Annotated in this window: 12 protein-coding genes; all 12 read right to left on the reverse strand. The window is 54.8% G+C overall.

Annotation, left to right across the window (positions count from 1 at the left end; genetic code table 11):
* Positions 1-15: 15 nt before the first annotated feature.
* Entirely contained in the window at positions 16-1,968 is a 1,953-nt protein-coding gene (pknB, locus tag NSQ24_RS16480) for a Stk1 family PASTA domain-containing Ser/Thr kinase (protein WP_339166233.1), read from the reverse strand.
* A gap of 5 nt (positions 1,969-1,973) precedes the next feature.
* Positions 1,974-2,735, reverse strand: coding sequence for a Stp1/IreP family PP2C-type Ser/Thr phosphatase (locus NSQ24_RS16485; protein WP_251237718.1), 762 nt, complete (start codon positions 2,733-2,735; stop codon positions 1,974-1,976).
* A 4-nt stretch (positions 2,736-2,739) separates the two neighbouring features.
* Entirely contained in the window at positions 2,740-3,810 is a 1,071-nt protein-coding gene (gene rlmN, locus NSQ24_RS16490; protein WP_024982916.1) for a 23S rRNA (adenine(2503)-C(2))-methyltransferase RlmN, read from the reverse strand.
* Positions 3,811-4,010: 200 nt separating this feature from the next.
* Complete coding sequence (rsmB, locus tag NSQ24_RS16495) at positions 4,011-5,357, reverse strand: 16S rRNA (cytosine(967)-C(5))-methyltransferase RsmB (RefSeq protein WP_024982917.1); 1,347 nt, start codon at positions 5,355-5,357, stop codon at positions 4,011-4,013.
* A 3-nt stretch (positions 5,358-5,360) separates the two neighbouring features.
* Positions 5,361-6,287 carry a methionyl-tRNA formyltransferase gene (fmt, locus tag NSQ24_RS16500; protein ID WP_172921162.1) on the reverse strand — a complete coding sequence of 309 codons (927 nt, stop codon included), beginning with the start codon at positions 6,285-6,287 and terminating at the stop codon, positions 5,361-5,363.
* A gap of 30 nt (positions 6,288-6,317) precedes the next feature.
* Positions 6,318-6,794: a peptide deformylase gene (def, locus tag NSQ24_RS16505; protein ID WP_003386140.1), complete on the reverse strand. Its 477-nt coding sequence runs from the start codon at positions 6,792-6,794 to the stop codon at positions 6,318-6,320.
* Between the two features lie 16 nt (positions 6,795-6,810).
* The gene (priA, locus tag NSQ24_RS16510) at positions 6,811-9,243 is read right to left on the reverse strand and encodes a primosomal protein N' (protein WP_031932953.1); all 2,433 of its coding nucleotides are present in this window, start codon (positions 9,241-9,243) and stop codon (positions 6,811-6,813) included.
* On the reverse strand, positions 9,240-10,475 hold the full coding sequence (gene coaBC, locus NSQ24_RS16515; RefSeq protein ID WP_339166236.1) for a bifunctional phosphopantothenoylcysteine decarboxylase/phosphopantothenate--cysteine ligase CoaBC: 1,236 nt from the start codon (positions 10,473-10,475) through the stop codon (positions 9,240-9,242). Before coaBC ends, priA begins: the two co-directional genes overlap by 4 nt.
* A 94-nt stretch (positions 10,476-10,569) precedes the next feature.
* Positions 10,570-10,776 carry a DNA-directed RNA polymerase subunit omega gene (rpoZ, locus tag NSQ24_RS16520; RefSeq protein WP_003386145.1) on the reverse strand — a complete coding sequence of 69 codons (207 nt, stop codon included), beginning with the start codon at positions 10,774-10,776 and terminating at the stop codon, positions 10,570-10,572.
* 3 nt (positions 10,777-10,779) lie between these two features.
* Entirely contained in the window at positions 10,780-11,394 is a 615-nt protein-coding gene (gmk, locus tag NSQ24_RS16525; RefSeq protein ID WP_003386146.1) for a guanylate kinase, read from the reverse strand.
* A gap of 20 nt (positions 11,395-11,414) precedes the next feature.
* On the reverse strand, positions 11,415-11,675 hold the full coding sequence (locus NSQ24_RS16530; RefSeq protein WP_003386147.1) for a DUF370 domain-containing protein: 261 nt from the start codon (positions 11,673-11,675) through the stop codon (positions 11,415-11,417).
* 25 nt (positions 11,676-11,700) lie between these two features.
* Positions 11,701-12,588, reverse strand: a complete 888-nt coding sequence (locus NSQ24_RS16535) for a YicC/YloC family endoribonuclease (RefSeq protein WP_243014279.1) — start codon at positions 12,586-12,588, stop codon at positions 11,701-11,703.
* Between the last annotated feature and the right edge of the window lie 153 nt (positions 12,589-12,741).

The following is a 12,741-nucleotide window of genomic DNA, read 5'->3' on the forward strand; positions in this document are numbered from 1 at the left end:
TGTCCCCCCAACTGCTTAGTACATAATACTGTCGTAACTGATTTCTTCGTTAGATAATTCCACACCGGCGCGGATGACCTTGATCGTTGCCTTTTTCTTCGGAGACAGGACAATGGGAACATCGAAGGTCCTGCTTTCCGTGATTTTCTCGTCTACGACAACCTGATTGTCTCCCCGGGCGTCACTGACAGTGATTTTCACCGGGATTTCTCCCTCACCCGGATACACTTCTACGTAAACCGGGGTGCTGGTGATCTTGGCATCTGCCGGGTATTGCCCGTTGCTGACTGTAACCGGGATGGCTGTGCCCTTCTCAACCTTCATCCCCGGATCGTACGGCAGGGTGTGAATCACTCTGTTGGGCTCGCCATACAGGTATGACGACTCTGCTTTGATCGCTGTTTCATCGATCAAAAGACCTTGCTTGAACAGCTCTATCCGCGCTTGCTCCAGCGTATACCCGCGAACATCGGGCATGGTTACCTGTGCCTTTCCTTTGCTCACTTCCACGAGGACTTCCGTCTTGCCGGGCACGACCTCCTGATCAGCCGGCGGGAATTGATTGATGACCTCACCGGCAGGGACGTCATCCGACTCTTTTTCCGTGAACGTCTTGTCGGTTATTTTGAATCCTTTTGACTTCAGTTCATTTTCTGCGACTGTCCGAACCGTCCCGACCAGATTCGGCATTTTGATCGCTTCTTGTCCAGTGCTGACATACAGCGTGACGACGGCATTTTCCTTCAGCTTCATCGGCGGTGACGGGTCCTGGCTGATGACCATTCCCTTCTCTACCGTATCACTGGCTTCCTCCACAACGTGGGGGACGAGCTTGGCCGCCCGGATCGCCTGTTCCGCAGCCGTCCGTTCGCTCCCTTGGACTAGCGGCACGTCTACTTCCGGTACAGAAGGAAACAGCTCCATGACCAGATTGAAGCCAAGGAAGGCGAGAACGAAGAACAATCCGACCGCTCCCGTCCACAGGGCCGTTTTCATCCACCATGGGCGTTTGGCTTTCTCCTCTTCGGCCTCCTGGCGAGATGGCGTTCCTGTCCGTCCTTGTCCCTCCAGCATTTCCTGCGTAATGACGGGATAGGCTTTGGTCGCTTCATCGTCAACAGGGAACTGGATTTTTTCTTCATTCAGCCGCTCTGGCAACAGGCACGTTTCCAAATCGTCCAGCATTTCGCGAGCCGACCCGTAACGCAAGGTCGGGTCTTTGACCAATGCCTTCAAAATGACGTTCTCCACGCTTTGCGGGATGGCTGGATTAACCTGACGCGGCTCCGGCAGAGGCTCCTGCAGGTGCTTCAGGGCGACGGAGATCGGTGACTCACCGGAAAAAGGCAGCTTGCCGGTCACCATTTCATACAGCACAATGCCGAGCGAGTAGATGTCCGATTTTTCAGCCGTAATGCCGCCACGCGCCTGTTCAGGCGAAAAGTAATGAACGGAACCGAGCACCGAATTTGTATGGGTGATCGTCGTTGAAGTAACGGCTCTCGCAATGCCGAAGTCCGTTACCTTGATACGGCCGTTTTTCCCGATCAAAATGTTGTGCGGCTTAATGTCGCGGTGAATAATCTGGTTGGCATGCGCATGGTCCAATGCATCACAGATTTCCGCTGCGATCTCCACGGCATCCTCAACCGGAATAGCCCCGTTGCGATTTATTAATTCTTTCAGCGTATACCCTTCCACGTATTCCATGACCATGTAATGGGTATCGCCATCCTGTCCCACATCGTAGACACCGACTACATTGGGATGAGACAGGCTTGCCACCGCCTGAGCTTCCCTGCGGAAACGGGTGACGAAATCTTCGTCCGTCCCAAATTGCGAACGGAGCACTTTCACAGCTACCGGTCGATTCAAAACCAAGTCTTTGGCCCTGTACACGATCGCCATCCCGCCTCCACCGACGCGGGCTTCAAGCTGGTAGCGTCCCCCCAGTCGTTGACCTTCCATCTCTCTCACCCCTCTTTCTGAACGGTGTCAACCTTTGCCTGATTGCGAACGGCCACCAACGTGATATTATCCTCGCCGCCTGCCTCCAGGGCCTGATGAACCAAACCGTCCACCTGATCCTGCAAGGATACCGGCTTTTTCAGCCAATCGATTAAAGATGCGTACTGCACCTTATTTGTCAAACCATCTGAGCACAGCAGAACGACATCGCCCTCCGACCACTCAAACTGGCCAAGGTCGATGCGTACGTCCGGCTCCGTGCCAAGCGCTCTCATAATTACGTTGCGCTGCGGGTGAACAGATGCTTCCTGCGCAGTGATCTGGCCGCTTTTCAACAGCTCGTGAACGAGGGTGTGATCCTCTGTCTTCTGCACCAGCTCTTCGTTTTGAAAATGGTACAGACGGCTGTCCCCGATGTGGGCGGTTACGACCCCTGTCGGCCCGAGCAAAGCGGCCACGACGGTCGTTCCCATGCCATTGCATTCCGGGTGCTCCTGCGCGTATCGATAGACTTCGTCGTTGGCGAGCAGAAGAGCGTTCATCAGCTTCTCCCGTTCGTCCTCCCGATCCAGCCCTGTTTCCAGATGACGCAGTTCTTTTACTATTCGCTCAACGGCAAGGCGGCTGGCAACATCGCCAGCCTGATGCCCGCCCATTCCATCTGCTACGACTGCTAACACACGTCCGCTCACATCGGCTATGCACGCGTAAAAATCCTCATTGACCTGGCGTACGCAGCCGACATGAGATTTCATTGCCATTTCCATGGAATCACCCCACGGTTTCTTTCGCATATTGGGCTCTTAACTGTCCGCAGGCAGCAGCAATATCGCTTCCCTGCTCGCGCCGGATCGTGACGTTGATGCCCCTGTCCTCCAGGATGTTTTTGAACTGGAAGATTTCATTTCGCGGAGTCCGTACGTAATCCCGCTCCGGCACATAGTTTACCGGAATCAGATTGACGTGGCACAGCATGTCGCCGATCAGATCGGCCAACTCCTCGGCATGTTCGGGCTGATCGTTTGTCCCGCCGAACAGGCCGTACTCAAAGCTGATGCGGCGGCCCGTCTTGGCGATATAGTAACGGCATGCCTCCAGCAGCTTCTCCAACGGGAAGCCGCGGTTGATCGGCATCAGCTTGGTCCGCAGCTCCGTATTCGGGGCGTGCAGCGAAATTGCCAGATTGACCTGTCCGCCGCGATCGGCAAACTCGTAAATTTTCGGTACGATTCCGCTTGTGGATACCGTAATATGGCGGGCCCCGATGTTCAGGCCGCGATTGTCGTTAATGATTCGCAGAAAGGCGATCAGGTTCTCGAAGTTTTCGAACGGCTCGCCAATCCCCATAACGACGACGTGGCTGACGCGTGCGCCCTCCTCATCGAGCTTTCGCTGCGCCATCAGCACCTGGGCGACGATCTCGCCGGCGTCCAGGTTGCGCTTCAATCCGCCCAGCGTGGATGCGCAGAACGTGCAGCCGATCCGGCAGCCCACCTGGGTCGTCACGCAGATACTGTTGCCGTAGCTGTGACGCATGATTACGGTCTCGATGGCGTGACCGTCGACAAGCTTGAACAAAAACTTGACGGTTCCGTCCTGAGAGGTCTGGTGGGTGATCTCTTCCATCGCTTCGATCCGGAAAGTCTCGGACAGCTTTTGGCGAAGGTCTTTGGAGAGGTTGGTCATCTCTTCAAAGGAACGGACGCGCTTGACGTACAGCCAGTCAAAAATTTGCTGGGCACGAAACGCCTTGTCTCCGATTTCGACGAGCCATTCTTTCATCTCGTCCGGTGTCAAACTGTAAATGAGCGGCTTTTCGCTCGTATAGGAAGTCAGTGGCATTCTTCTTTTCACATCCTCAAGTCATTAGCTTGGTGCAAATCGTCATCTTATCATTGTACCCTGCATTGTCTGTCGCATCAAACAAGAAATCGGTGGCACAACGCAAAATGCATCGCTTCTCCTAGTGTAAACCATTCCATCCGAGTACAAACGGCAAGGGAGCGGCTTATCCGGAAAACGGCATGCCACCCCCTTGTTTGCTACGCTTTTCGTTTCAATCGGGCGATGAAAAAGCCGTCACTTTCAAAGTGGTGCGGCAATACTTGAACAAAGCCCTCAGTAGTGTCGATTTTATCGCGAACCGACGCTGGCAGGTCGTCTGCAAGCGTTCGATCAAGCTCAAAAGCCGGGTGATTTTTCACAAATCGCTGAACGATTAGCTGATTTTCCTCCGGTTCAATCGTACACGTGCTGTATACGAGCAAACCTCCCGGAGCCAGCAGCGCAGCTACGCTTTCCAGCAGCTTGTACTGAAGCTCCGCGATTGCTTTGACGTCATCCGGCGTCTTGTTCCACTTGAGATCCGGCTTTCTCCGAATCACGCCAAAGCCTGTACAAGGGGCATCCAGCAGGATTCGATCAAATGTACCCAGGTTTTTCTCGCCTAGATGCAAGGCGTCTGAAACAATCGGTTCGATAATGGTGATCCCCAGTCGCTTTGCATTTTGGGCAATCAGATCGCGCTTGTGGGGATGCACATCACTTGCGATGATTTCTCCGCGGTTCTGCATCAGCGCAGCGATATGGGTCGTTTTCCCTCCCGGCGCCGCACAGGCGTCAAGCACCCGCATGCCCGGATCGGCAGCGAGCGCAGGGGCCACAAGCATAGAGCTTTCGTCCTGAACAGTGAACAATCCCTGGCGGAACCATTCTGTCCCGGCTGCATGGCCGCCTTCCATGACAAGGCCGTCTGGACTGACGACGGAAGGCTCGACTGCTGAAAACTGCTCCCTCAGCTTGCCCAGCAGCTCATCTCTCGTGGACTTCAGTGTATTGACCCGAATGGAAGTGCGCGGCGGGCGGTTGTTGCTTTCGAGAATCCGCCTCGTCTCTTCTATTCCGTATTGCCCCGCCCATCTGCGCACAAGCCATTCCGGATGGGATTGTTCAATCGAAAGCCGTGCAGCGTCATCACCGCTGCCCAGCTTGTCCCACAGATCGGGACTGCGAAGAGCGTTGCGCAAAACGCCGTTTACCATTGAGGCGATGCCCTGATGTCCTCTCCGCTTGGCGATTTCTACCGCTTCATGGACGACCGCCCGATCGGGAATCCGGTCGAGAAAGCGAATCTGGTATAGACTGAGGCGAAGCAAATTCTTCACCCATGTCTGCACCTTCTTGCCCCGTATGAAACGATCCAGCGCCGTATCCAGCGTCAGTCGGCGCTGGATCGTGCCATACACCAGCTCCGTCACCAGCCCGGCATCGGGAGCGCGCAACTCCTCTCGGTTCAGGACGTGTTTAAGCTCCAAATTGCTGTAAGACTGATGTTCTTCCACCCGGTTCAAGACATCGAGGGCAATGTCACGCGCACCTTTTTTTGCCACTTGTCATTCTCCTACCTTTGTGCCGATTTCCAAGCTGCCGCCCGCTCCCCGCAAAAAGTCGAGAGCGCTCATCCGTTTTTTCCCTTCCGGCTGCAATTCGGTGAGCTTGACCGCCCCGCTGCCGCAAGCGATTACCAAGCCGTCCTGCTCGAGGGCGATGATCGTGCCCGGCTCGGCGCCTTGGCTGGTCGCAGAATGCTTTTCTACCCACCATATTTTCCAGTTTTTTCCTTGATACGTTGTAAAAGCAACTGGCCATGGGTTTAATCCTCTGACCTGGTTGTACACTTCCTCCGCTGTTTTGGTCCAGTCGACCTTCTCCTCGGACCGCTTGATCGTCGGAGCAAACGTCGCTTGCTCGTGATCCTGCGGCTCAGGCACGATTTCTCCGGCCAGAAGTCCCGGAAGTGTTTTCACCAGCAGCTTGGCGCCTTCTGCCGACAGCTTGTCAAACAGTGTGCCTGCTGTATCCCGCTCTTCGATGGGGACGGTGACTTTGGAGAGCATGTCGCCTGCGTCCAACGCTTCCACCATGTACATGATCGTTACGCCCGATTCCTTTTCCCCGGCGATGATCGCCTTGTGGATGGGAGCGCCGCCCCGGTATTTCGGGAGCAGCGACGCATGGACATTTATGCAGCCAAATCCCGGTGCTTCGAGCAATTGCTTGGGCAGGATTTGCCCGTATGCAGCCGTGACGATCAGATCAGGGCGAAGCGAAAGCACTTCCTCCAGCGCTTCCGGCGCTTTGATCTTCTCCGGCTGCAGCACGGGAATGCCATGCCGCAAAGCCGCCTCCTTCACCGGAGGCGGCGTCATCACTTGTTTGCGTCCGACAGGCCGATCAGGCTGGGTGACGGCCGCAACAACCGTATACCCGTCTGCGATCAGTGCCTCCAGGCAGGGAACGGCAAAGTCGGGCGTTCCCATAAAGAGTATGCGCACGTCTTTCAATTCGATTTATTCCCCTTCCTCGTCCGGATTTACCGTATAAACCCGGTCTGCCACGTCAATAAACAGAACGCCGTTCAGATGGTCAATCTCGTGCTGGGCACAACGGGACAGAAGGTCGTCCGCTTCCATTTCAAAGACATTGCCGTTGCGGTCTTGTCCGCGCAGCTTGATCCATTTGTGGCGGCGGACATCCCCGCGCAGTCCCGGGATGCTGAGGCAGCCTTCCGGATAGTCAAACTGCTCTCCTTTGTGGTCAATAATTTCCGGATTGACCACTTCGATCAGACCGTCGCCGCAGTCCATGACGATGACGCGTTTGGAAATGCCTACCTGCGGCGCCGCCAGGCCTACTCCGTCAGCATCGTACATCGTTTCCGCCATATCATCGAGCAGCTTGTGCAGGTTGGCGTTAAAATTTCTTACCTGGATTGCTTTTTCCCGCAGGATTGGATCTGGGTGTTTGACAATTGTGCGAATAGCCATTTGTTGTTTATCCTCCCTAAAGCAGTACGTACGGATCGACGTCAATCGTCATCAGTACCTTCTGCTGTTTGTTCCATTCTTCAAATGCGGATGTCGCTTGGGCCAAAAGGTCCGGCAGCCGCGATTCATCACGATATTTTAACATGATTTGGAACCGAAATCTATCTTTCACGCGTGCAATGGGCGAAGCGACAGGGCCCAGCAAAATCGTCGTCTCCGCCAACCGGGGACGTAGATAATCGGCGACCAGATGTGCTGCTTTGATGACGACCGGTACTTCCTCATGGGAAAACGTGATCAGCACGAGCCGGAAATACGGCGGATAGCCAGTGCGCCTGCGCTGCAGCATCTCTTCCCGATAAAAAGAAGGGTAGTCATGCCTTGTCGCGTGCATGATGCTGTAATGCTCCGGGGTATAGGTCTGAATCACCACATCCCCTTCCAATTCGTGGCGTCCGGCGCGTCCGCCTACCTGGGTAAGCAGCTGAAAGGTCTTCTCGGCGGCGCGAAAATCGGGTAAAAAGAGCGACGTATCAGCGGCAATGACGCCGACCAGTGTGACGCGGGGAAAATCAAGCCCTTTGGCAATCATTTGCGTACCGAGCAGCACATCTCCCTGACCGGTGCGAAACTTGCGGAGCAGCTCTTCATGCGCCCCTTTTCGCGAGGTGGTATCCACGTCCATGCGGATCACCCGGATCCCGGGAAACAGGCGAGCCAGCTCCTCCTCGACCTTTTGCGTTCCCGTTCCAAAAAAGCGGATATGCTCGCTCTGGCACTCCGGGCAGTGGCTCGGCTGCTTGATCGTATACCCGCAGTAGTGGCAGCGAGCCGTGTGATTGGTCCGATGGTAGGTAAGCGAAATATCGCAGTGGACACAACGAAGCGTATAGCCGCAGGAGCGGCACATGACGAATGTGGAAAAACCCCTGCGGTTCAAAAACAGCACCATCTGCTCCTGACGCGCAAGCCGCTCTCCGATCATCTCATGCAGCTGACGGCTGAACATCGAGCGGTTTTCGGAACGCAGCTCTTCTCTCATATCGACGACGTGAACGCGGGGAAGCGGGCGGTTTCCGACGCGGTCAGGCATCGAAAGCAGCGTATAGCGGCCCCGTTCGGCCAGCGCATAGGTCTCCAGGGCAGGTGTCGCGCTGCCCATGAGAAGAACGGCGTTGTTTTCCTTGGCCCGCCAGATGGCGACCTCCCTCGCATGATAGCGCGGCGTCTCCTCCTGCTTGTACGAGCTTTCATGCTCTTCGTCGATGACGATCAGCCCGACGTTTTGGAACGGGGCAAAAACAGCGGAGCGGGCCCCCACGACGACGCTTACCTCTTTGCGGATGATCTTGCGCCACTCGTCATACCGCTCTCCCTGGGACAGGGCGCTGTGCAGGACCGCTACCTCATTGCCGAATCGGGCCTTGAATTTCTCCACCATTTGCGGAGTCAGCGAGATTTCCGGCACCAGAAAAATCGCTTCCCGCCCTCTGGCCAACGTCTCTTCGATCGCTTCGAGATACACTTCTGTTTTGCCGCTTCCGGTCACTCCATGCAAAAGAAAGGCGCCGTACTCGTTTTTTTTGATCGACAGCTGCACGGCTTGCAGGACATGCTCCTGTTGGTCGGTAAAGACGGGCTTTTGGGCTGCCGCAAAACGCCTGTGCGCATACGGGTCTCTGTATACCTCCAGTTGTTCGATCGCGATCCAGCCTCGGCTCTCCAGGCTTTTCAATGGAGAGCGGGTAATCCCGAGCTCTTCCTGCAGCATTTTTACGGAGAAGGACTGGCCTTCCTGCTCGATCAACAGCTGAAGAACCCGCCGCATCTGCTCCGCCCGGGCCGGCAGGCTCTCGGCCGCTGCCGCAAGCTCCTCGCGAGTCAGCAAACTGCGGACAAACGATTGCTGTTTGCGGGTCACCCGATCGGTTACTTGATAGCCTGTGGAGAGAAGTCCGCTCGAAATCCACCCCGGCACGAGCATGGCTTCTTCGGGAAAGTGCTTTTCCACCTCGGCAAGCGGCAGCTGCTTTCGTCTGAACAGCTCCCACAGCAGCGGAGAGCGGCCGCACATCTCTTCCTCCAACTGGTCTGAGGCGAGCAGCCATTTCTCCGACTTCCCCTTCAATACCGCCGGAATCATCGCCTGCAAAGCAGTTACCCATGGACAAAGGTACTGCTTCGACATCCATTCCCCCAGTCTGATCAGCTCGTCTGAGAGCGGCGGTTGATCATCGAGAACCTGTTCGACGTCCCGCAGCTTGTCAGCTGCTCCCTGTTCGGCCGCTTCCTCCAAGCCGATGACATATCCCTGCAGCTTGCGGGGGCCAAATGGAACGATGACTCTGCTGCCCGTTTTCATCAGCGGCACGAGCCACTCAGGAACGCGGTAATCGAACGGCCGGTTCGTCCGGTTTACGGGAACATCTACAATGACACGGGCGATCATAGCTTTTCGGGCAGAGGCTGATGGTCCAGCTTGAGCAAGATCGCATCAAGCAATTTATCCGCTACTTCCCGCTTGCTCAATTTGTCCAGCGCCACCTGCTCTCCCTCCCTTGTCAACAGGGTGACGATATTGGTGTCGCTGCCCATTCCGGCGCCTTCCAGCGAGACATCGTTTGCTACAATCATATCCAAATTTTTTCTGTCCAGTTTCCCCTTTGCATGCTGCAGCAGATCCTGCGTCTCTGCGGCAAAACCGACGACAAACTGCTTTTCCTTTCTCTGCCCTACCTCTTTGAGGATATCGGGTGCCTTGTCCAGCTCCAGGACGAGTGGCCCCTCTCCTTTTTTCATTTTATGCTCGTGCACCACTTTTGGCCGATAGTCGGAGACTGCGGCTGATTTGATGACAATGTCGCTGATCGGCAGTTCAGCCATGACCGCATCGTACATTTCCTGCACCGATTCTACCGGTACGAGCTTTACTCTGGCGGGCGGAGGCAAATGTGTCGGACCGCTGACCAAAACGACATCTGCTCCCCGTGCCTGAGCGGCTTCGGCGATCGCATAGCCCATTTTGCCCGAAGCATGATTGGTGATGTAACGGACCGGATCGATCTTTTCTCGCGTCGGGCCGGCGGTTACGAGCACCCTTTTCCCTTTCAAATCCTGCTTTTCCCGTGTTTGCTCAGCAAAAAAGCGAATAACCGCTTCTACGATCTCCTCCGGCTCGGCCAGCCTGCCCTTCCCGACCCAACCACAGGCAAGCAGCCCTTCGCCCGGTTCGATGAAGCGATAGCCGAAATCGGTCAGTTTTTGCAGGTTTTGTGCAACTGCCGGATGATGATACATATTTACATTCATCGCAGGTGCCAGCATGACCGGCGCTTTCGTGGCGAGCACAGTGGTTGTCAGCATGTCGTCGGCGATCCCGTTGGCCATTTTTCCGATCACATTGGCTGTAGCCGGGGCGATCAGCACCAAATCCGCCTTGTCCGCCAGATCGATATGACTGATCACGCTTGGTTCCGGCTCCTCAAATATATCTGTATACACCGGCCCATGGGACAGCGCTTGAAAGGTGAGCGGCTGTACAAATTTTGCGGCGTTCTGGGTCATGATGACACGCACCAAAGCCCCAGCCTGGGTCAGCTTGCTGGTTAGCGCTGCAGCTTTGTAAGCGGCTATTCCCCCTGAAACACCCAATACGATTTGTTTGCCTGTCAAAGGAAGCATCCATATCTCTCCTCTCTAGGTGGGTATCTCCAGTCCGAAAAAAAACAACCTGCGCGAGGTTGTTTCGTAACGAGGTACGCGGTTAACGGTCCGCTTATTTCCGAGAATCAATCGTATCGTGGATCAGCTTGTCTTCGATCAGCTCTTCCAGCGCTTGGCCAACAAACTTCTTGGACTTTGGCTTATCCACCTGCACAGCGCTGTTCTCGCGGATTTGGCGGGCGCGCTTGGAAGCGATCGTCACCAGCGTATATTTGCTTTCAGCCTTTGCGGTCAGCTTGTCAATCGAGGGGTACAACATGATTCATTCAGCCTCCTTCAACCATTTGCGAAACTTGTGGATTTGACGTTCTTTCTTTAAATGTTCGGCTGTAATGATCGATTGAATACGTTCGCAGGCACATTCAATCTGATCATTTACTACTACGTAGTCGTACTGATCCATCAGTTCGATCTCGGTGCGAGCCATTTCCATGCGGTGACGGATGGTTTCCTCTGACTCCGTGCCTCTGCCCACGATCCGATTTTCCAGTTCGGCCAAATCCGGCGGAGCCAGGAACAAAAACGTCCCCTGCGGGAACTTTTGCTTAACCTGCAAAGCTCCCTGCACTTCAATTTCCAGGATCACGTCACGCCCGCTGTCCAAGGTCTCTTCCACGAACCTGCGCGGCGTTCCATAGTAGTTTCCTACGTACTCTGCCCATTCGAGCAGCTGGTCCTGCTCGATCATCCGGCGAAATTCTTCCTTGCTCGTAAAAAAGTAGTTCACTCCCTCTACTTCACCCGCACGCGGCGAACGCGTCGTGGCAGAAACAGAGTAGACCAGGTCCGGCATGCGCTCCCGAAGAGCTTTGCAAACCGTTCCTTTCCCTACGCCTGACGGTCCAGAGAGAACCAGAAGGAGACCCCTATCGCTCATGAATGAATTCAACTCCTGCTTTATTCGTCCGATTCATCGTCTTTATTCGTCAGCCGCTGCGCGACCGTTTCCGGCTGGACAGCAGACAAAATGACATGATCACTGTCGGTGATGATCACTGCCCTTGTTCTTCTGCCGTATGTAGCATCCACCAGCATGTTGCGGTCTCGCGCTTCCTGGATGATCCGCTTGATCGGCGCGGACTCCGGACTGACAATGGAAATAATACGGTTGGCGTTGACGATATTGCCAAATCCGATATTAATAAGCTTAATGGCCATGACGGCACCGTCCACCCCTTCATCGCTACTCGATGTTTTGAACCTGCTCTCTCATCTTTTCCAATTCTGTCTTGATCTCGATGGCCAACCGTTGAATGGAAAGGTTGTTGGCCTTGGAAGCTATTGTATTGGCTTCCCGATTCATCTCCTGCAGCAAAAAGTCGAGCTTCCGCCCAACTGCTTCCGGCTGTTTCAGCAGCTCTGAAAACTGCGTGCAGTGACTTTCCAGACGCGTGATCTCTTCGCTGATATCGCTTCGATCTGCGAAAAAGGCAACCTCTTGCGCCAGCCGCTGCATGTCAAGCTCAAACGGTGCGCCTTGCATCCATTCACTGACACGCTGCTGCAACCGGGCTCGGTACTCCTCCACTACGACAGGAGCGCTCTGGGCGATTTCTCTGGTCCAGGAGACAATGTCGGCAAGCCGACTGTTGATATCTTCCGCCAGCTTTTGTCCTTCTTTTTGTTTCATCGAAAGAAGGTCTTTCGCGGCTTCTCTCGTCACTTCCAGAAGCGGCTCACAGAACGATTGGGGCTCTACCGCTACTGTCTCCTTTTCGGAAATCACCATCGGCAGTTGCAGCAAATCTTTTGCTGCCAACGGTTCGCTGAGAGAAAACCGATCGTTCATTTCACGCAACGCCCTGACGTACTTTTCTGCGGCGTCCCAGTTTACTTGAAACTCTGCCTCGCTGGATGCCGCCTCATCGATCGAAATCATCACTTCTACTCGCCCGCGGCGGACGTATTCGGCCACCAGCTTGCGAACCGGATCTTCCAGTACACCGTAGGCTTTCGGCAGTCGAACGATGATTTCCGCATAACGATGATTGACAGCCCGCATCTCCACGGACAACCTGAAAGCCCCGTACATGGTTTCCTTTCGGCCATAACCAGTCATGCTTCGGACCATGGATATCACTTCCACTGTCGTAAAATCGTTAATTCATTATAGGAGACAACTCTTTGCAGTGTCAACCAAAGCCGCCCACGCTTCCAATACCGTCCAAGGGGGTAATATGTTACACTGTGTCTGACGCTAGGCGACAATCATCCTTATTTATGA

This window comes from Brevibacillus sp. FSL L8-0520 (genome assembly GCF_037963895.1).
In the GTDB taxonomy this organism is placed as follows: domain Bacteria; phylum Bacillota; class Bacilli; order Brevibacillales; family Brevibacillaceae; genus Brevibacillus; species Brevibacillus borstelensis.